This is a genomic window from Nocardia sp. JCM 38205 (genome assembly GCF_058222935.1).
Window position 1 is genome coordinate 82,358 of record NZ_JBYHFL010000005.1, and the last position, 19,613, is coordinate 101,970.

The following is a 19,613-nucleotide window of genomic DNA, read 5'->3' on the forward strand; positions in this document are numbered from 1 at the left end:
TTACAAGATCACGGCGTCCGTGGCGCCGAGGATGAAAGACATGACAAGCACTGTGAATCCGATTCCCGACGGCTACCACTCCATCACTTGTTTCCTGGCCGTCGCCGACGCCAACAAGGCGATCGACTTCTACACCGAGGTCTTCGGCGCCGAGGTGATCACCCGCAACGATCTGCCCGACGGTCAGCCCGCCCACGCGGAGCTGAAGATCGGCGATTCCACGCTCCAGCTGGGCATGCCGATTCCGGACAACGGAGTGCTCGCACCGAACGGCGAGTGGGTGCACACCTCCCTCGTGCATTACTGCCCCGACACCGACGCGGCCGTCGCCCGTGCGGTCGAGCGTGGGGCCCGCTGTGTCGAAGAACCGCAGACCTTCGTCACCGGCGATCGTTTCGGCGTGATCATCGACCCGTTCGGCCACCGGTGGGCGGTGATGACCAAGGTCGAGGATGTCTCGCGGGAAGAGGCCGAGCGCCGCGTGAACGAATGGATGGCAACCCAGGGCTGAGCACTGTTCCTTCCGGGCCGTGCGGCCGGGCGCCGTCGGCTGCGGCGGCACCCGGCCCGGGAGCCGCCGCGGGGCCGGCCGGCGAGCGGCGGCCCCGCAGCGCTCCGGACGACGAGACCCGATGGCCGGCGACACCACTCAGCTCAACCCGGCCGCATCCATTCCGCGTAGCTCCTTTTTCAGGTCGGCGATCTCGTCGCGTAGCCGACCGGCGAGCTCGAATTGCAATTCGCGCGCGGCGTTCATCATCTGGTCGGTCAGTTCCTTCACCAGGTCGGCCAGTTCGGCGCGTGGCATGGACTTCACATCGCGGCCCTCGATGACGCCTGCGCTCACCGCCCGCCCCGGCTCGCCCTGGGCGCGCCTGCCGCGGCTGGCGTTGCGGCCCGAGCCGCCGACGGCGACCTCGTCGTCGGCCTCCTGATACACCTGGTCGAGGATGTCGGCGATCTTCTTGCGCAGCGGCTGCGGGTCGATGCCCATTTCCTCGTTGTAGGCGATCTGCTTGGCGCGGCGGCGTTCGGTCTCGTCGATGGCGTGCCGCATCGAATCGGTGATCTTGTCCGCGTACATGTGCACCTCGCCGGACACGTTGCGCGCCGCGCGGCCGATGGTCTGGATCAGGCTGGTGCTGCTGCGCAGGAACCCTTCCTTGTCCGCGTCGAGGATCGCCACCAGCGACACCTCGGGCAGGTCGAGGCCCTCACGCAGCAGGTTGATGCCGACCAGCACGTCGTATTCGCCGAGGCGCAGCTGCCGCAGCAGTTCCACCCGGCGCAGGGTGTCGATCTCCGAATGCAGATACCGCACCCGTACCCCGAGACCGAGCAGATAGTCGGTGAGGTCCTCGGCCATCTTCTTGGTGAGGGTGGTGACCAGGACGCGTTCGTCGCGGTCGGTGCGTTGACGGATCTCGTGCACCAGATCGTCGATCTGGCCCTTGGTCGGTTTGACGATCACCTTCGGATCCACCAGACCGGTCGGGCGGATGACCTGCTCGACCACCTCACCACCGGATTGCCCCAGCTCGTAGTTGCCGGGGGTGGCCGACAGGTAGACCGTCTGCCCGATCCGCTCGGCGAACTCTTCCCAGGTGAGCGGCCGGTTGTCGATGGCCGACGGCAGCCGGAACCCGTATTCGACGAGGTTGCGCTTGCGCGACATATCGCCTTCGTACATGCCGCCGATCTGCGGCACCGTGACGTGCGACTCGTCGATGACCAGCAGGAAATCCTCGGGGAAATAGTCGAGCAGCGTCGCGGGCGCCGACCCGGCCGGGCGGCCGTCGATATGGCGCGAATAGTTCTCGATACCGGAGCAGAACCCGACCTGACGGATCATCTCCAGGTCGTACTGGGTGCGCATGCGCAATCGCTGCGCCTCGAGCAATTTGCCCTGCCGTTCGAATTCGGCGAGCCGCTGCTCGAGCTCGGCCTCGATATCGTGAACCGCGCGCTCCATCCGATCGGGGCCGGCCACATAGTGGGTGGCCGGGAAGATCCGCAGCGTATCCACCTGGCGCACCACATCACCGGTGAGCGGATGCAGGTAATACAGCGCGTCGATCTCGTCGCCGAAGAATTCGATACGGACCGCGAGCTCCTCATAGGAGGGGATGATCTCGACGGTATCGCCGCGCACCCGGAACGAGCCGCGCGTGAAGGCCATGTCGTTGCGGGTGTACTGCACATCGACCAGCAGCCGCAGCAGCGCGTCCCGATCGACCTCGGTGCCCACCTGCAGCTGCACCGAGCGGTCGAGATAGGACTGCGGGGTACCGAGGCCGTAGATGCACGACACCGACGCGACCACCACCACATCGCGGCGCGACAGCAGGCTCGACGTCGCCGAATGGCGCAGCCGCTCGACATCGTCGTTGATCGAGCTGTCCTTCTCGATATAGGTATCGGTCTGCGCGATATAGGCCTCGGGCTGGTAGTAGTCGTAGTACGAGACGAAATACTCGACCGCGTTGTGCGGGAGCATCTCGCGCAGTTCGTTGGCCAGCTGCGCGGCGAGCGTCTTGTTCGGCGCCATCACCAGCGTCGGCCGCTGCAGCCGCTCGATCAGCCACGCGGTGGTGGCCGATTTACCGGTACCGGTGGCGCCGAGCAGCACCACATCGCGCTCCCCCGCCTTGATGCGGCGTTCGAGCTCATCGATGGCGGCGGGCTGATCACCTGCGGGCTGATGCGGGCTGACGACCTCGAACCGGCCACCGGCGCGTTCGATCTCGCCCACCGGACGGAACTCCGAATGGGCCAGCGGGGTGCCGCCCTGTTCGTCGGCCGGGATCTCGGTTGCGAATGCCATGGTCACCAGGGTAGGCGCAGCCACCGACAGATTTCGGCCGAGGAGAGCCGCGCCACGACCGGCCTGGACAACGGCATCGCTGACGGTAGATTCTCGGGACATGACTCAGGCACCATCCGTGCACGTGCACCGGCCGAAGGTGGAGTACTTCAACGTCGCCGAGCTCACCAACACCGATCCCAAGGGGTTCGTCCGGCCGGTGCAGAACTACCGCGTCGAGCCGTGGGGCCTGTACATGGCGCGCACCGCCGATCATCCGTCGTTCCACTACATGGAGTCATGGCTGCTGCCCGAGCTGTCGATCCGCGCGACGGTGTTCCACTACACCGCCGCGCATCTGCGTAACCAGGACTACTACATCGACATCGGCGAGTTCACCGAGGTCGAACCCAAGAAGTGGCGGTCGGTGGACCACTATCTGGATCTGCTGGTGCGCACCGGACGCGATACCCGTCTGCTCGACGTGGACGAACTGCTGGCGGCGCTGCAGGCCGGTCTGGTGGACGCGGCCACCGCGGAAAAGGCGATCGCCACCGCCACCGCGGCCATCGACGGTATCGCCGCGCACGGCCACGACCTGCTGGCCTGGACCGCTTCGCGGGGTATGCCGCTCAGCTGGCTGTGAGCGGCGATCAGGCCTGCTCCGCGCGCCACCGCATGATCTTCGGGTACGCCTGGTCGAACCACGGTTCCTTCACCGCCAGGTAGGCCACCATCGCCTCGTCACCGGACAAGCCCGCGGCCTTCGACTCCCCCTCGCGCTTGACCCGCGCGTACTCCTCGCGGGCGCCGGCATCCGCGCGCAGCCAGTCCCGGAAGGCCAGCGCGAACTGCTGACCGGGCGAGCCGTCGACACGCAGGTGCACATTGGCCGGACGGCCCGGGTCGGCGCTGCCGTGGAACCGCTTGGCCCACAGCTCGGTGTCGACGCCCTCGGGATCGGCCTCGGTCGGCTTCGGGTTGTCGTGCGCGATCCGGGAGACCACCGGGAATCCGGCCGCGCCCAGTGCGTCACGCAGGCCGTCGGCGGCGGCGAGATCGGCCACGGTGATCTGGATATCGATGACGTCCTTGGCGAGCAGTCCCGGCACCGCGGTCGATCCGACGTGATCGATGCGCGAGGCCGCCGCCCCCGCGACCACCCACAGCCGGGCGATCAACCGCTGCGCCTGCGCCGCCCACTGCGGAGCGGGTGCGACCAGCCGCAGTTCGGTCTCGGCCACCCGGGCGGTGCGCATGTTGTGCTCGAAGGGCACAAGTCGTTCGTCCCACAGCTGGTGTACAGCGGATTCGATGGCTTCGGCCGGCCCGTTGTTGTCGAGCAGGACGTCGGCGACGGCCCGTCGCTGCTCATCGGTGGCCTGGGCCGAAATGCGGGCGCGCGCATCGGCTTCGGGCACGCCGCGCGAGTGCACGAGCCGCTGGATGCGGGTCTCGGCGGCCACGTCCACCACGATCACCAGATTCATCAGCGGCGCCAAGCCGTTCTCCACCAGCAGCGGAATATCTTGCACGACAATGGCATCCGGCGCGGCAGCGGCCAGCAGTTCAGTGGTGCGGCGGCCGACCAGCGGGTGCGTGATCGCGTTCAACCGGGCGCGCGCGTCGTCGTCGGCGAAGGCTCTGGCCGCCAGCGCGGGCCGGTCCAAACTACCGTCGGCGGCCAGAATATCGGGGCCGAAGGCCTCGACCAGAGCGGCGAGCCCCTCGGTGCCCGGCGCGACGACCTCGCGCGCGATCGCATCCGAGTCGATCACCACCGCGCCCCGTTCGGCGAGGATCCGCGCCACGGTCGACTTGCCGGCACCCATGCCTCCGGTGAGGCCGATTCGTAACATCCGACCAGTTTCGCATCCGGGCGGCCGAGCTCCCATTCGGTACCCATCCACGGGCGGTGCCGCCACGAACAGTGGATGCGGGCCGACGACGCCCCGCGTGAATCGGGGCCGGAAATCCGCGGCACCGCATGGAATCGGCCTTCGCTTTCGCGAGCAATATGCCGACCATGTTGGATACCCACTCCCGCATCCCTTTTCACCACCCTGCACCGCAATTGCCCGTTCCGTGACGCGGCCGAGACCATCTCGCAACATTTCCTTTCGAAGTCGGTTTCCAAGCGATAACTTTCCGACACGCCGGGCAATTACTTCGGCAAAATACACTGCCGACGACTTCGGGTCCGCTAATCTTCGCCGTGGCGATCCAGGCCAGAACCATCAAGCAAAGGAAGACCATTGGGCACCAGTAACAACCAGACGGGTCGCCACCGCCTGGGAATGGCGGGAGGCGTGCACTGCATCGAAATCCCCGCCGTCGCGGCTGCGCTCGCCGAGCACCGCCGCACATGGTTCACCTCGTTGATCAGTCCGGCTCGGCATAGTTTCGCCGCCATGCGCCGACGTTCCGCGACGCCCTCGGTGCGCTGGGTTCCCGCCACCGCGGGCTGACGCCCACTTCCACGACAGTGGCCCGGTCCTCGCGACCGGGCCACTGTCGTGCGCGTCGACGACTATCGCCGCGGCAGCTGCGGCGACAGTCCCAGCGAATGCACCAGGTCGAGCATCTCGGCCCGGAACAGCCGCGCCGGATCCTGCGCCAGCGGGCGCAGATGGCCGTACACCTCGAGCGCGACCAGCCCGTGCATCCGGCCCCACATGCGCAGCGCGAGGGCCAGACCCGCGGGCGGGAGATCGGGGAAATCGGTGCGCACATGGTCGACCAGATCGGCGTCGAAATCCGTCCACGCGAATTCCGGAGAGGTGTCCGCGCGGCCGTCGGCGCCGTGCGGCCAGGCCGCGGCAGCCAGCCCGACCAGGCCGGTGCAGGCCCGTAGCCGCGCCCCGGCGGCGGGGCCGCCGGGCGGGGGTTGGTAGCCGGGGACCGGATCACCGTAGATCAGCCGGAATTCGGCGGGTCGCGCAACCGCCCAGTCCCGCACCGCCTCGCCCCACGCGATGATGCGAGCACCCGGATCATCGGCGGCGATGGCGTCGCGGGCCGCTTCGACGCGGTCCAGCAGCGCCGTGTAGACCTCGGTGATCAGCGTCGAGATGAGTTCGTCGCGAGTGGCGTAGTAGCCGTAGATGGCGCCCGCCGTCATGCCCATCTCGCGGGCGATGGCCCGCAGTGTCACAGCATCGGGACCGCCCTCGTCGAGCAATCGCAGCGCGACCGTCTTGATCTCCTGCGCCGTCTGAGCACGCAGCCGCTCTCGCCGACTCGTCATCGCCTCCACCACGGTTGACACTCTACAGCGTGCGAGTACTATCTGCCGTGCAGTCACTGAACGCCGTGTAGTAATTGCACGGCATGTACAGCAGAGGAGTCGGGATGGATATCGGGGTGTTCGGCGCGAGCGGGGTCATCGGTTCGCGGGTGGTCGAGGAGGCGCGGCGGCGCGGGCATACGGTGCGGGCGTTCGCCAGTGATGCGGCACGGTTTCCCGCGGCGCGCGAGGGCGTCAGCTGGCAGGTGGCGGACTGGCGCGATGCCGATAGTGTCGCGGAGGCTATCGCCGGCCTGGATGTGGTGGTCAGCGCGGTGAATGCGGGACATGGAATCGAGGACACCATTGCCAAGGCCGACGATTTCGTGGTCGGTGCGCGGGCGATGGTGCGGGCGATGACCCGTCATCCGGCGCTTCGGCTGATCGCAGTGGGCGGTGGCGGAAGTTTGGAGGTCGCGCCCGGGATGCAGCTGGTGGATCAGCCGGGGTTCGCCGAGGGGCTGCCGGAGAATCTCGGGGTCCCGGTCGAGTATCACCGGGTGATCTCGGCGCTGCGCGAGGCGTTGAACGTGTACCGGCTCTCCGACCGGCAGTGGACGTACCTGAGCCCGTCCTCGGGGCGGATCGATCCGGGTGTGCGCACCGGCCGCTACCGCCTCGGCGGCGATCAGCTCCTGGCGGCCGATACCGATATCTCGGCCGAGGATCTCGCGGTCGCGCTCATCGACGAGGCCGAGAATTCCCGGTTCGTGCAACGCCGGTTCACTGTCGCCGCCGCCTGATTGCCCCCTCGCCGCAGGTCCTGCCTGCGGCGATCCGGGCGGGCGGCCGAGATCACCGGGCCCCGCACCGGTGATCGGCCCGGACAAGCCCGAAGGCCCCGGTCCATTGCGGACCGGGGCCTTCGGTGTTGCTCTAGCCGTATCAGGCGTTGCCGGAGAGCTTCTCCCGCAGAGCCGCGAGCTGGGCGTCGCTGGCGAGCGAGCCGCCGGCGGACTCGGGCTGGCTGGAGGTGGACTGCGAACCGCTCTCGGAGGAGTAGTTCGACGAGCCGCCACCGTTCGCGGCCTCGGCCGCGGCGTCGGCCGCCATCTTCTCCATCTGCGCGGTGTGCATCTTGTGGCGACGCTCCGCCTCGGCGTAGCGGCCTTCCCACTCCTCGCGCTGCTTGTCGAAGCCCTCGAGCCATTCGTTGGTCTCGGGATCGAAGCCCTCGGGGAAGATGTAGTTGCCCTGCTCGTCGTAGCTGTCGGCCATGCCGTACTTCGACGGGTCGAACTCGGCGTGGTAATCCTCGTTCGCCTGCTTCAGCGACAGCGAGATCCGGCGACGCTCCAGGTCGATGTCGATGACCTTGACCATCGCGTCGTCGCCGACGGCAACGACCTGGTCCGGCACCTCGACGTGGCGCTCGGCCAGCTCGGAGATGTGCACCAGGCCCTCGATGCCCTCTTCGACGCGCACGAACGCACCGAACGGAACCAGCTTGGTGACCTTGCCCGGCACGATCTGACCGATCGCGTGGGTGCGGGCGAACTGACGCCACGGATCTTCCTGGGTGGCCTTCAGCGACAGCGAGACGCGCTCGCGGTCCAGGTCGACGTCGAGCACCTCGACGGTGACCTCGGTGCCCACCTCGACGACCTCGGACGGGTGGTCGATGTGCTTCCAGGACAGCTCGGAGACGTGCACCAGACCGTCGACGCCACCCAGGTCCACGAAGGCACCGAAGTTGACGATCGAGGAGACCACACCCTTGCGGACCTGGCCCTTCTGCAGCTGGTGCAGGAACTCGCTGCGGACCTCGGACTGGGTCTGCTCCAGCCAGGCGCGACGCGAGAGAACCACGTTGTTGCGGTTCTTGTCGAGCTCGATGATCTTGGCCTCGATCTCCTTGCCGACGTACGGCTGCAGATCGCGGACCCGACGCATCTCGACCAGCGAGGCGGGCAGGAAGCCACGCAGCCCGATGTCGAGGATCAGGCCACCCTTGACGACCTCGATGACGGTGCCCTTGACGGCCTCGTCCTTCTCCTTGAGCTCCTCGATCGTGCCCCACGCGCGCTCGTACTGCGCCCGCTTCTTCGACAGGATCAGGCGGCCTTCCTTGTCCTCCTTGGTGAGAACCAGGGCCTCGACCTCATCACCCACGGAAACGACCTCGTTGGGGTCGACATCGTGTTTGATGGAGAGCTCACGGGAGGGGATGACGCCTTCGGTCTTGTAACCGATGTCGAGCAGGACCTCGTCACGATCGACCTTGACGATGGTTCCCTCGACGATGTCGCCATCGTTGAAGTACTTGATCGTGGCGTCGATGGCGGCGAGGAAATCCTCGGCGGAGCCGATGTCGTTGACGGCTACCTGCGGCGAGGTGACGGTGGTGGGCATATGTGGATTTGCTCCGGACGGATTGTGGTCGGTTGCGGACATTGGATCTTTCGGTACTGTGCGACACACCGAAATTGGGCGCGGTGTGATCACTCGCGCGTTCAGCGTACGCGACCTGCATCGGGCCGGGCAAACCGGTCCCGTCGCCACGCCGATACTCTTACGGCGTGTCGGACGATCGCCATGCGCAAGCAAACGAACTGCTCGGAACCGTTGGTCCGGCACGTGCCCGAATCGATTCCACGGACTCCGAACGTGCCAGCCGGCGCTGGTGGGATGCCGACGCCGGCCAATACCACGATACCCATGCCGAATTCCTCGGTGTCGACTCCCCCGGCGGTGAATTCGTCTGGTGTCCCGAGGGACTGCACGAGGGCGATTGGCATCTGCTCGGCGATATTGCGGGACAGCGCATTCTGGAGATCGGTTGCGGTTCGGCGCCGTGTTCGCGCTGGCTGGCGAGCAATGGCGCGTTCCCGGTCGGCCTGGATCTGTCGGCGGGCATGCTCGCGCACGGGCTGGCCGCGATGGCACGCGGCGGTCCACGGGTGCCGCTGGTGCAGGCCACCGCCGAGGCGCTGCCCTTCGCCGGGGAATCCTTCGACGCCGCCTGCTCGGCGTTCGGCGCGATCCCCTTCGTCGCCGATTCGGCCCAGGTGATGCGCGAGGTCGAGCGGGTGCTGCGGCCCGGCGGGCGCTGGGTGTTCTCGGTGAACCATCCCATGCGCTGGATCTTCCCCGACGATCCCGGGCCGGCGGGGCTGGTGGCCACCACCCCGTACTTCGACCGCACCCCTTATATAGAGGTCGATGCCGACGGCGAGCCCACCTACGTCGAACACCACCGCACCATCGGCGATCGGGTCCGCGAGATCGTCGCCGCCGGCCTGATCCTGGAGGACATCATCGAACCGGACTGGCCGGAATGGCTGGACCGGGAATGGGGCCAGTGGAGCCCGCTGCGCGGCGCGCTGTTCCCCGGCACCGCGATCTTCGTGGCCCGCAAACCCGGCGCCACGACATGAACGACCGGACCGCACGTCGTTCCCGAGCGTGCGGTCCGGTGTCATTCGCCGTCGTCGGCCGATGACCGGCCCGGCCGGGGTTTGCGCCCGGCATTGTCCAGGGCAAGGCGCAGTGCGTATTCGATCTGCGCGTTGACGCTGCGCAGGTCGTCGGAGGCCCAGCGGGCCACCGCCTCGTACACCGCCGGATCGAGCCGGAGCAGGATCTTCTTACGGTCGGCCATCGCGCTCGCCGGTCAGGAGTAGAGCGATCCGGCGTTGACCACGGGCTGGGTCGGTCGATCACCGCACAGCACCACCAGCAGGTTCGACACCATGCCGGCCTTGCGCTCCTCGTCGAGTTCCACCATGCCCTGGGCGGCCAGCCGCTCGAGCGCGAGACCGACCATGCCGACCGCGCCTTCCACGATGTGGGTGCGGGCCGCGACCACCTGCGACGCCTGCTGGCGCACCAGCATGGCCTGGGCGATCTCGGGGGCGTAGGCGAGGTGGGTGATGCGGGCCTCCAGCACCTCGATACCGGCCAGTTCGGTGCGTTCCCGCAGTTCGACGGTGAGTTCCTCGGCGACCTCGCTGCCGTCACGCAGGCTGGTGCGCTCGTCGTCGTGGGCATCATAGGGATGGGTGGTGGCCAGATGCCGGACCGCGGCTTCGGACTGGGTCTCCACATATTCCTCGTAATCGTCGACGGCGAACGCGGCCTTGTAACTGTCGACCACCCGGTAGACGACCACCGCGGCGATCTCGACCGGATTGCCGTCGGCGTCGTTGACCTTCAGCTTCTGGGTCTCGAAGTTACGCACCCGCAGCGAGATGCTGCGCCGGTCGGTCAGCGGCAGCACCGAGAAGAAGCCCGGTTCGCTCACCGAGCCGATGTAGCGGCCGAAGAACTGCACCACTTTCGCCTCGTTCGGGTTCACCACGATCAGCCCGGTGATCGCGAGCAGCAGCGCGACCAGCACGACCGATCCGGCGATGCCGGCCCCGATCGCGGCGGCGTTGCCGTCCTTGGTGCCGACGACGAAGGCGAGCGCGGTGGCGCCGCCGACGGCGAGCGTCAGCACCAGCCACGTCAGTAGCACCACGAACCCGTTGACGTGGACAGCGGCACGAAGCTTCATGACATCCTCCCGGTATCAAAGTGATATCACGACAATAGCATGGTGCCGCCGTCGTAGACCTGGTTCGTTCCGATCTGCGGGCGGATCAGCTCGCCGGGCGGATATTGCGGTTGAAACGGAACATGTTGTGCGGGTCGTAGACCGCCTTCAGCGCGGCCAGCCGCCGGTAGGTCTCCTCCCGGTACCCGCCCCGGGTCTGCGCCTCGTCGGCCACATCGCCGGCGCCGTAGAGGAAGTTGAGACTGTGGCCGATCGTCCACGGCGCCAGTGCGGCGCGCACCGGAGCGCCGGGCTCGACGGGGCCGGCCCCCGGCTCCGGCATGGTGATCGCCCGCACCACGTAGCGGGCCTCGCGGTGGTCGAGGGCCAGATCCTCGCGGGCCGTACGCAGCGCGCCACCGAGATGCCGGATATCGATGACGGCGCCGAGCCCGGAATCGGGTCCGGCCACCGACAGCAAGGCCTGCAATGCCTCCGGCGTGAGGTCGTCGAGCAGGGCGTTGGTGGCGGCGTAGGCGTGCGGATCGGCCGGATCGGAGTGGATGGTGTGCGATTCGGTGTAGGGCATGCGGCGCAGATCGTCCTTCAACGGTGTGCCGATCGCCCGGAGCGGCGCGACCAGGCGCTCGCCTGCCTCGGCGTCGCCGGCGATCGCGATCCGGATGGAGGCGACGAACCGGCCACGCAGCGGCTGCGGCACCGGCGGGCTATCCGGGAAGGCGAGCATGGCGACGGTGGAGGTCACCGTGTCGGGCACGGTCGTGGTCCATTCCCGCCACGCCTCGAGCGCGCGCGGCACCTGGGCGGTGTCGAACATGAGTTGACCGCCGTAGACGGTGGTCACCGGCACCAGGCCCACTTCCAGCGCCGTCACGACGCCGAAATTACCGCCGCTGCCGAGCACCGCACCGAACAGTTCGTCACCGGGGCGCAGCGTGCGCACCCGGCCGTCGGCGGTGACCAGCTCGATCGCGCGGACGTGATCGGCGGCGTAGCCGTAGGTGCGCCCGAGCAGGCCGAGCCCGCCGCCGAGGACGTAGCCGACCACACCGACCGAGGGCGACGACCCGTTCAGCGGCGCAAGTCCGTGCCCGGCCGCGGCGTCGATCAACGCGCCGGCCTGTACACCCGCGCCGATACGCGCGGTCGCGGCGTCGGCATCGATGTGGATGCCGGTCATGCGCCGGGTGCTGATGAGCACGCCGCCCTCGGCGGCGACCGACAAGCCGTGTCCGGTGGCCTGCACCGCCACCGGCAGCCGGTGCCTGGCGGCGAATTCGACGGCGGCCCGGACGTCTTCGGTGTGCCGGGCGGCCACGACCACGGCCGGACGGTGCTGGTAGGCGGTCTGGAATCCGGAGATCTCGGTGGCGTACTCCGCGTCCGCCGGCCGGAGCACCGGCGCGGGGAAGGACGGCAATTCCGCCTCGGCGGCTGGAGTGAGAGCGAGGTATTCGGCTGCGATGTTTCCCATGCCTTCGACAGTGCCCCGGCCAGGGCGATAAGGGAAACAGCTAGTTTGTCTTGCTGCCATAATCATCAGTTATGGAATTGCGGCAACTGCGCTACTTCGTCACCGTGGTCGACGAAGGCGGTTTCACCCGCGCCGCGCAACGGCTGCATCTGACCCAGCCCGGGCTGAGCGCACAGATCCGGCAGCTGGAACGCGAGCTGGGCCAACCGCTGCTCGAGCGTGGTACGCGCCGGGTCACACCGACCGAGGTCGGCGCCGCGGTACTGGCCGATGCCCGCGCCGCGCTCGCCGCCGCCGAACGGATCGCGCAGACCGTCGACGAGTTCACCGGGCTGCTGCGCGGGCAGGTGCGGGTCGGGCTCATCTCCGGCGCCGCGATGGAGGCCTTCGATGTGCCCGCCGCGCTGGCCGCCTTCCACGACGATCATCCGCAGGTCGGCATCGTGCTCACCGAGGACACTTCGCAGCGCATGCTGGACGCGGTGGGCAGCGGCGAGCTGGATATCGCGGTGGTCGGGTTGACCGGGGCGGAACTCGATCCGGGTATCGCCGTCGACGTCATCCTCGACACCGCGGTGGTGGCCGCCGTCGCCGCCGACGACGGCACCGAGGGCGCGCTGATGCCGCTGCGCGATCTTCGCGACCGCCCGCTGATCTGCCTGCCCGCAGGCACCGGCATTCACGGCGTACTCCAACGTGCGTGCGCGGCAGCGGGTTTCACCCCGAATATCGCGTTCGAAGCCGCGGCGCCGCCACTGTTGCTGCGGCTGGCGGCGCATGGGCTCGGTGTCGCGGTGGTACCCGAACTCACCGAGGCCGAGGCCGCCGCGTTCGGCGTCCGAGCGCTGCCCATCGTGCAACCCGAACTGCGCGGGCAGTTGGCCATCGCCTGGCGCACCGCCCGCCCCATGCCTCCGGCGGCGAAAGTGCTGCTCGGCCAGCTACGCATCGCCCTGGCACGGCCGACGGGCGCGACGCCGGCGGCCCCGGGTCCGGCGCGCTGACACCGCACCGGATCGTCCGAACGCCGCGTCCGGGAATCTCGCGATCAGAGCAGCCGCGACAAGAACGCCTTGGTGCGTTCGTGTTTCGGCTCCGCCAGCACCGCACGCGGCGCGCCGGCCTCGACCACCACTCCCCCGTCCATGAACACCAGCTGGTCGGCGACCTCGCGGGCGAAACCCATTTCGTGGGTGACCACGACCATCGTCATGCCGTCGTCGGCGAGCTCGCGCATCACGGTGAGCACCTCGCCCACCAGCTCGGGGTCCAGCGCGGAGGTCGGCTCGTCGAACAGCATCAGCTTCGGGTCCATCGCCAGTGCCCGGGCGATCGCCACCCGCTGCTGCTGCCCGCCGGACAGCTGCGCCGGATACGCATTGGCCTTGTCCGCCAACCCCACCCGATCCAGCAATTCCTTGGCCCGGCCCACCGCCTCGGACTTGCGCATCCTCTTGACCTGAGTCGGCGCCTCGATGATGTTCGCGAGCGCGGTGCGGTGCGGGAACAGGTTGAAGTGCTGGAAGACCATGCCGATATCGCGGCGCTGCCTGGCCGCTTCCCGCGGATGCAGCTCGTAGAGCTTGTCGCCCTTCTCCCGGTAACCGACCAGCTCGCCGTCGACGTAGAGCCGTCCGGCATTGACCTGCTCGAGATGGTTGATGCAGCGCAGGAACGTCGACTTGCCCGAACCTGAGGGCCCGACCAGGCACAGCACCTGCCCACGCTGCACCTCCAGCGAGATCCCCTTGAGCACCTGGAGCGCCCCGAAGGATTTGCACACCCGATCGGCGACGATCATCGGCTCGGCCGCGGAATCGGCGCCACCCTTCATCGCATCGCTCATTTCGCCTTCACCACATTCTGCGCATCGGCCAGTTCCTGCAACTGTTTGGCGGTCAGCTGCCGCGAGACCCCGCGCGAGAAGTAGCGCTCCAGGTAGTACTGCCCGACCATCAGCACGCTGGTGATGGCCAGGTACCAGGTGGCGATGACCAGCAGCAGCGGGATCGGCAGGAAGTTGACGCCGTAGATATCGCGGGCGCGGCCGAACAGGTCGGTACTGAGCGGGATCGCGGTCACCAGCGAGGTGGTTTTGAGCATGCCGATCAGTTCGTTGCCGGTGGGCGGGATGATCACCCGCATCGCCTGCGGCAGCACCGTCCGGCGCATGGTCTGCGACCACGTCATGCCGAGCGCGACCGACGCCTCGCGCTGCCCCTCACCGACCGAATTGATGCCGGCGCGCACGATTTCGGCCATATACGCGGCCTCATTGAGGCCGAGGCCGATCACCGCGAAGGCGAACGCGGCCTGCAAGCCCTGCACATCCAGCTCCACCAGCTGCGGCCCGAACGGCACCCCGAGGGTGATCTGCTTGTACAGCGAGGGCACCAGTCCCCAGAACACCAACTGCACGAACACCGGTGTGCCGCGGAAGATCCACAGATACACCCACGCGGTCGACCGCAGCACCGGATTCGGTGACAGGCGCATCACCGCGAGCAGCGCGCCGAGCACCACCGCGATCGCCATGGACAGCACCGTCAGCTCGAGCGTGACGACGGCGCCCTCGGCGATGCGACTGTCGCGCAGGTACCGCCAGTAGACGTCCCAGCGGTAGGCCGGATTCGTCGCGGCGCCATAGATGAACAGCCCGACCAGCACCAGGATGGCGGTCGCGGCGAGCCAACGCCCCGGCCTGCGCAGCGGGACGGCCTTGATCGGCTCCGGCTCGGTCTGTGATTCGCTCATTTCATCCCTTCGGCGCGCCGTTGATGACGGACTCGGTGATCGCGCCCTCCTGCACACCCCAGTTCTCGGTGATCTGGCGGTACTTGCCGTTGTCGATCAGATGTTGCAGCGCCTGCTGCAGCACCGGGGCCAACGGCGACCCCTTGGCCACCGCCCAGCCGTAGGGCGCGGCGTCGACGACCGGGCCCGCCGGTTCGATCTTGCCCTCGGTGAGCTTGATGGCATACGCGGTGACCGGCGAATCGGCCGACATGGCGTCCACCTGGCCGAGCACCAGCGCATTCGTCGCCGCGCTCTGCTCATCGAAACTCTGGATGATGATCGGGTCCTTGCCCGCCGCTTCGCAGGCCCGGCTCTTGGCGGGCAGTTCTTCCAGATGCTCGAAGGTGGTGGCCTGCACCGCCACCCGCTTACCGCAGGCATTGTCCGGGTCGACCGGCCGGTCGGCGCGCTGGGCCCATTGCACGCCCGCGCTGAAGTAGGTGACGAAATCGACCTGCTTCTCCCGTTCGAGCGAGTCGGTGATCGAGGACATGCCCACGTGGTAGGTGCCGGCCTGCACGGCGGGAATGATCTTCTCGAACGCCGACTCGATGTATTCGGCGCGCAAGCCGAGCACTGTGGTCACCGCGTCCATCAGGTCGACGTCGAATCCGGCGATATTGCCGTCGCTGTCGCGGTACTCGTTGGGCTGATACGGCACGTTCACCCCCACCTTCAGCACCCCGGACTGCCGGATCTCCGGCGGCACCAGCGCCGCGAGCTCGGGCACCTCGCTCACCGGCACCTTCGCGACGTCGGGTAGATCCTCGGTGTTGTGCGTGCAGCCGGTGACCGCGAGCACGATGGCACCGAGCACGGCGGCCACCAGTATCGCCCAGCGTCCACGCCTGCCGGGTTCGGTTCGATCAGCCACCGCAGCCTCCACCTTCCGGTCCGGAGTACCCGACCCCACCCTTCTCGCGATCCAGGCGACCGAGCACCCGCGTACCGGACAGTAGCGGAGAATCCGGCCCCTGCGGTCCAATACACACCGAGCCGTAATGCGCGCTCGCCCGCCTCCGGTGCGCGCTCATCGGCGATGCACCCGCGCGCTCACCTGCTCGGTGAACTCACTCGTCGAGGCCAGTCCACCGAGGTCGGCGGTCGCGATCCCGGCTTCCAGCGTCGTCGCGACGGCACGCTCGATGCGCTCGGCGGCCTGGGTCAGCACCGGGTCGGCACGGCGAATTCCCATCCAATGCAACAACATTGCCGATGACAATTGCAGGGCGGCAGGGTTGGCGCGGTTGCGTCCGGCCAGCGTCGGCGCCGCGCCGTGCACGGCCTGCGCCATGGCGCGATCGGCCGAACAGTTCAGCGACGCCGCAAGACCGAGCGAACCGCTCAGCTCCGCGGCCAGATCCGAGAGGATGTCGCCGAAGAGATTCTCGGTGACCAGGACATCGAAGTCGCCGGGCGCGCGGACCAGGTGCGCGGCGGTGGCGTCGACGTGTTCGTCGTCGACGCGCACACCCGGATACTGGTGCGCCACCTCGTAGCAGACGTCGCGGAACAGGCCCATCGTCATCGGCAGCACATTGGCCTTGTGCACGATCGTCACCCGTTTGCGCCGGGTGCTCGCCAGCCGCATGGCCTCGTGCGCGATCAGTTCGCAGGCTCGACGGGTGACCACGCCGACGGACATGGCGACGTCTTCAGTCGGCCGGAACTCACCGGTTCCGGCGAACATATTGCGGTCGGCGTAGAAGCCCTCGCTGTTCTCCCGCACGATCACCAGGTCGATATCGGGGGCGGCCGCGCGCACACCGGGGAACGCCCTGGCCGGACGGATATTGGCGTACAGGCCGAAATGTTTGCGGATCGCGCCGCCCGGAGCCGCCCGGTGTTCGGGCGGATAAGAGGCGTTGTCGTGCGGGCCGAGGATCCAGCCGTCCAGCTCGGCGAGCGCGTCGAGGGTGTGCGGCGGCAACGCGCTGCCGTACTCGGCGATGGCGCGGTGGCCGATCGGTAGCCGCACCCAGTCCACGGCGGCCGCGCCGGAAGCCACCAGGGCCTCGTCGACCACGGCGCGTGCCGCGCCCACCACCTCGGGGCCGATGCCGTCGCCGTCGATCAGCCCCAATCGCAGCGGTTCACCACCTGTTTGCTTCGACTCGTGCACCCCGACATCCTGCCGTCGCCGTCGAACCGGCCCGCGCCCGGGTCCGCGGCGGCTAGTTTCTGCAGATCATGGTGCAGTCGGTGGAACTGGTGCTCGACGACACGGGCGAGGAGTACATCCGTCAGCAGTGGTCCGCGCTGGCCGCGGCGGGCCTGACGGGCGTCATCCGCAAGCCCGCCGCGGGCGATCCGCCCAAACGCCCGCACATCACCCTGGCGGTGGCCGGCCAGATCTGGCCGCGCATCGACCACGACCTGGAGAAATTGCCGTTTCACCCGTTTCCGGTGCGGCTGGGTGGCGTACTGGTGTTCGGGGCGCGCCGGCCCATTCTGGTGCGGCTGGTGGTGCCGTCCGAGCAGTTGCTGGCCTGGCAGCGCCGCGTCCACGCACTGGTTGCGCCGTGCCCTGGAGTTCCGGGCAATATGCATCCCGATCAGTGGACCCCGCATGTCACACTGGCCAGACGCGTGCCACCACCGCAGCTCGGCGCGGCGATTCTCGCTGTCGCGTCGGATCGTGATTTCACCGCGACCGCGGTGGGTATCCGGAGGTGGGACGGCGACGAACGGCGGGCCTGGCCGGTCGCCGGTGGAAGATAATACCGGCGCCCGGCGTTGGACCCGGCACACCCACACGAGAGGACGCCCATGGCAACGCAGACGCTGACCGACAAGAATTTCGATGAGGTCGTCACTGGAAACGACGTGGTACTCGTCGATTTCTGGGCCGAGTGGTGCGGTCCGTGCAAGAGCTTCGCCCCGACCTTCGAGAAGTCCTCGGAGCAGCACCCCGACGTGGTGCACGGCAAGGTCGACACCGAGGCCGAGCAAGGTCTCGCGGCCGCGGCCAACATCCGGTCCATCCCGACGATCATGGCCTTCCGCGAGGGCGTGCTGGTGTTCGCCCAGCCCGGCGCGCTGCCCCCGGCCGCACTCGAGGACCTGGTCACCCAGGTGAAGGCCCTCGACATGGACGAGGTGCGCAAGCAGCTGGCCGAACAGCAGGCTTCCACGGAGTAATACCGCAGACCGTGACGACGGGTCCGGCCCTCCCGATCGGGAGGGCCGGACCCGTCTGTCGTGTCAGGCGCCGAGGCGGTTGAGCCCGGCGATCATGGCGCGCACGGTGGATTCGGCACCGTCGCCGGCCAGGGCGGCGCCCCAGCCGCGGCGGCCGTTGAATTCGCACTGGACGAAGGTGGCGGTGGCCGAGCCGGTGCGGCGCTGATGGAATTGCAGGATCTCGACCGGGTAGCCCTCGTCGTAGAGGGCCGAGGTCATGGCCGCGACCGGGTTGCCGGTGGCCACCACGGTGCGCAGGTGACCGGCGAATTCGAGGGTCGCGGTGAAGGTGGCGTTCCGGTTCCCGGCCGGCGACCAGTCACCGAGGCGGATCGGCCCGGTGCTTTCGCCGTAGCGGTCGCGGAACTGGTCGGGGGTCAGGCCGGCGCTTTCGGAGCGCAGGCTCCGTGGGGCGGCGGCGATCAGGTCATGGCTATCGAGGGTGAGCATGGTCACGTAGGTCTTCCCGAGAATGCGTGAGGCGGCAGAGGGGACCAGCAACAAACGTCAAACGGCCCGCAGCGAGGGGGCCGGTCCGAATCAGACCCCGCTGCGGCGGGTTACTACGAGCAGTAGCCGACGCGCCACCATCGCGGTGTGCGGAACTAGCGCAACGCTGTCGCGGTCGGCGACATGCAGCGGCGCGCTGTGGCGGTCGGAGGGATTCGGCACGCGTCCGAGGATAGAGAGTCGATGCGGCGAAGGCAACCACATTTGCTTGTCGTTTCCTTTCGTGCCGGATGCTGTTCGCCCAGGTCATCGGGCGCGACCGGGTTACGCGCGAGTAGCAGGCGGGTAGCCGGAATCACCTACCCGGTCTCTTGGGACATCGTGCTCGCGCACCAGGTCGTTTCGCTCGGTCCCGGCGTGCGCGGAACAGGTTTCGGCGCACGTCGGCGGGGCACGCCCGTGCAAACAGCGGCGAACGGAGGAACAGATGCGAGTCCCAGGTGGTTCGGGTCCGAAGAGCCGGTACGGCGCGCCGGTGGTGCTGGCCGGTGCCGCACTCCTCGCGGTGAGCGGGTGCGCCGACGGCAGCGACAACGATGCGGTGGCGACCACGGCGCCGCCGGCGACGACGGTGTCGGCATCCGTGACGGGCTCGGCAGCGGCAGCCCTCGACACCGACGCCTTGCACAAGGCGGGCAGCACCGCGACGGCCGCCGTGGCCGGTAGCACGCTCATCTCCATCGAGACCGAACGCGACCACGGCTGGGAGGTCCAGGTCGTCACCGCCGACGGCATCGAGCACGAGATGGAGGTGTCCGGCGACGGCGCGACCGTGACCATGGGGCCCGTCGCGAAGAACGAGGACGACGCCGACAAAGCCAAGCATCGCGACCGCATACAAACCGCTCGCGTGGACTACCGGGCAGCGGCCGACAGCGTACTGCGGGAAGTTCCGGGCGGCACCATCACCGAATTGAATCTCGACAGCGACAACGGGACCACCGTGTGGGAGTCGGACGTGATCGATCCCTCCGGCACCAAGCATGAGGTCACCATCGACGCCGTTTCCGGACGAGTGATGGCGAATACGACCGAGCGCTGAATCCGCGACCGACGCACCGGC

General features: G+C 68.2%; 21 protein-coding genes. 8 read left to right on the forward strand and 13 right to left on the reverse strand.

What is annotated here, in order from left to right; translation table 11 throughout:
* Positions 1 to 40 precede the first annotated feature (40 nt).
* Entirely contained in the window at positions 41 to 511 is a 471-nt protein-coding gene (locus AC4HOU_RS19220) for a VOC family protein (protein ID WP_194991988.1), read from the forward strand.
* Positions 512 to 649: 138 nt separating this feature from the next.
* Here AC4HOU_RS19220 and uvrB read toward each other — a convergent pair whose 3' ends face one another.
* Entirely contained in the window at positions 650 to 2,824 is a 2,175-nt protein-coding gene (uvrB, locus tag AC4HOU_RS19225) for an excinuclease ABC subunit UvrB (protein WP_104359525.1), read from the reverse strand.
* 100 nt (positions 2,825 to 2,924) lie between these two features.
* Here uvrB and AC4HOU_RS19230 point away from each other — a divergent pair, with 100 nt between their 5' ends.
* On the forward strand, positions 2,925 to 3,449 hold the full coding sequence (locus tag AC4HOU_RS19230) for a ribonuclease FAU-1 family protein (protein WP_163813757.1): 525 nt from the start codon (positions 2,925 to 2,927) through the stop codon (positions 3,447 to 3,449).
* 7 nt (positions 3,450 to 3,456) lie between these two features.
* On the opposite strand, the gene coaE is transcribed toward AC4HOU_RS19230, so the two are convergent.
* Together coaE and AC4HOU_RS19240 are read right to left on the reverse strand one after the other, a co-directional pair.
* Entirely contained in the window at positions 3,457 to 4,662 is a 1,206-nt protein-coding gene (gene coaE, locus AC4HOU_RS19235; protein ID WP_194992560.1) for a dephospho-CoA kinase, read from the reverse strand.
* A gap of 671 nt (positions 4,663 to 5,333) precedes the next feature.
* On the reverse strand, positions 5,334 to 6,050 hold the full coding sequence (locus AC4HOU_RS19240; RefSeq protein ID WP_195007339.1) for a TetR/AcrR family transcriptional regulator: 717 nt from the start codon (positions 6,048 to 6,050) through the stop codon (positions 5,334 to 5,336).
* A 104-nt stretch (positions 6,051 to 6,154) separates the two neighbouring features.
* Here AC4HOU_RS19240 and AC4HOU_RS19245 point away from each other — a divergent pair, with 104 nt between their 5' ends.
* The gene (locus AC4HOU_RS19245) at positions 6,155 to 6,832 is read left to right on the forward strand and encodes an NAD(P)-dependent oxidoreductase (RefSeq protein WP_163813754.1); all 678 of its coding nucleotides are present in this window, start codon (positions 6,155 to 6,157) and stop codon (positions 6,830 to 6,832) included.
* Between the two features lie 142 nt (positions 6,833 to 6,974).
* Here AC4HOU_RS19245 and rpsA read toward each other — a convergent pair whose 3' ends face one another.
* The gene (gene rpsA / locus AC4HOU_RS19250; RefSeq protein ID WP_014350347.1) at positions 6,975 to 8,441 is read right to left on the reverse strand and encodes a 30S ribosomal protein S1; all 1,467 of its coding nucleotides are present in this window, start codon (positions 8,439 to 8,441) and stop codon (positions 6,975 to 6,977) included.
* Between the two features lie 167 nt (positions 8,442 to 8,608).
* Between rpsA and AC4HOU_RS19255 the strand changes: the two genes are divergently transcribed.
* A complete protein-coding gene (locus AC4HOU_RS19255) occupies positions 8,609 to 9,466 on the forward strand; it encodes a class I SAM-dependent methyltransferase (protein WP_490724877.1) in 858 nt (285 codons plus the stop codon).
* A 41-nt stretch (positions 9,467 to 9,507) separates the two neighbouring features.
* On the opposite strand, the gene AC4HOU_RS19260 is transcribed toward AC4HOU_RS19255, so the two are convergent.
* From AC4HOU_RS19260 to AC4HOU_RS19270, 3 genes are all read right to left on the reverse strand, one after another.
* Positions 9,508 to 9,690 carry a type II toxin-antitoxin system antitoxin gene (locus AC4HOU_RS19260; protein WP_163813752.1) on the reverse strand — a complete coding sequence of 61 codons (183 nt, stop codon included), beginning with the start codon at positions 9,688 to 9,690 and terminating at the stop codon, positions 9,508 to 9,510.
* Between the two features lie 12 nt (positions 9,691 to 9,702).
* Positions 9,703 to 10,587, reverse strand: a complete 885-nt coding sequence (locus tag AC4HOU_RS19265) for an SPFH domain-containing protein (RefSeq protein WP_163813751.1) — start codon at positions 10,585 to 10,587, stop codon at positions 9,703 to 9,705.
* Positions 10,588 to 10,672: 85 nt separating this feature from the next.
* On the reverse strand, positions 10,673 to 12,061 hold the full coding sequence (locus AC4HOU_RS19270) for an FAD-binding oxidoreductase (protein WP_490724878.1): 1,389 nt from the start codon (positions 12,059 to 12,061) through the stop codon (positions 10,673 to 10,675).
* A gap of 71 nt (positions 12,062 to 12,132) precedes the next feature.
* Between AC4HOU_RS19270 and AC4HOU_RS19275 the strand changes: the two genes are divergently transcribed.
* A complete protein-coding gene (locus AC4HOU_RS19275) occupies positions 12,133 to 13,065 on the forward strand; it encodes a LysR family transcriptional regulator (protein WP_195020995.1) in 933 nt (310 codons plus the stop codon).
* 44 nt (positions 13,066 to 13,109) lie between these two features.
* On the opposite strand, the gene AC4HOU_RS19280 is transcribed toward AC4HOU_RS19275, so the two are convergent.
* The 4 genes from AC4HOU_RS19280 to AC4HOU_RS19295 form a co-directional block, all read right to left on the reverse strand.
* Positions 13,110 to 13,862 (reverse strand): amino acid ABC transporter ATP-binding protein, encoded by a 753-nt coding sequence (locus AC4HOU_RS19280; protein ID WP_163813824.1) that lies wholly within the window; start codon positions 13,860 to 13,862, stop codon positions 13,110 to 13,112.
* 41 nt (positions 13,863 to 13,903) lie between these two features.
* Positions 13,904 to 14,815, reverse strand: coding sequence for an amino acid ABC transporter permease (locus AC4HOU_RS19285; RefSeq protein WP_104359452.1), 912 nt, complete (start codon positions 14,813 to 14,815; stop codon positions 13,904 to 13,906).
* Position 14,816: 1 nt separating this feature from the next.
* Positions 14,817 to 15,731, reverse strand: a complete 915-nt coding sequence (locus AC4HOU_RS19290; RefSeq protein WP_324197419.1) for an ABC transporter substrate-binding protein — start codon at positions 15,729 to 15,731, stop codon at positions 14,817 to 14,819.
* Between the two features lie 156 nt (positions 15,732 to 15,887).
* A complete protein-coding gene (locus AC4HOU_RS19295; RefSeq protein WP_195007338.1) occupies positions 15,888 to 16,979 on the reverse strand; it encodes an isocitrate/isopropylmalate dehydrogenase family protein in 1,092 nt (363 codons plus the stop codon).
* Positions 16,980 to 17,047: 68 nt separating this feature from the next.
* Here AC4HOU_RS19295 and AC4HOU_RS19300 point away from each other — a divergent pair, with 68 nt between their 5' ends.
* Together AC4HOU_RS19300 and trxA are read left to right on the forward strand one after the other, a co-directional pair.
* The gene (locus AC4HOU_RS19300; protein ID WP_163813746.1) at positions 17,048 to 17,578 is read left to right on the forward strand and encodes a 2'-5' RNA ligase family protein; all 531 of its coding nucleotides are present in this window, start codon (positions 17,048 to 17,050) and stop codon (positions 17,576 to 17,578) included.
* A 48-nt stretch (positions 17,579 to 17,626) separates the two neighbouring features.
* A complete protein-coding gene (trxA, locus tag AC4HOU_RS19305) occupies positions 17,627 to 17,998 on the forward strand; it encodes a thioredoxin (protein WP_163813745.1) in 372 nt (123 codons plus the stop codon).
* A 63-nt stretch (positions 17,999 to 18,061) separates the two neighbouring features.
* Here trxA and AC4HOU_RS19310 read toward each other — a convergent pair whose 3' ends face one another.
* On the reverse strand, positions 18,062 to 18,490 hold the full coding sequence (locus AC4HOU_RS19310; RefSeq protein WP_194992274.1) for an alpha-isopropylmalate synthase regulatory domain-containing protein: 429 nt from the start codon (positions 18,488 to 18,490) through the stop codon (positions 18,062 to 18,064).
* A 90-nt stretch (positions 18,491 to 18,580) separates the two neighbouring features.
* A complete protein-coding gene (locus AC4HOU_RS19315) occupies positions 18,581 to 18,712 on the reverse strand; it encodes a hypothetical protein (RefSeq protein ID WP_256673274.1) in 132 nt (43 codons plus the stop codon).
* 265 nt (positions 18,713 to 18,977) lie between these two features.
* On the opposite strand from AC4HOU_RS19315, the gene AC4HOU_RS19320 reads away from it, so the two are divergent.
* On the forward strand, positions 18,978 to 19,592 hold the full coding sequence (locus AC4HOU_RS19320) for a PepSY domain-containing protein (RefSeq protein WP_163813744.1): 615 nt from the start codon (positions 18,978 to 18,980) through the stop codon (positions 19,590 to 19,592).
* Positions 19,593 to 19,613: the final 21 nt, after the last annotated feature.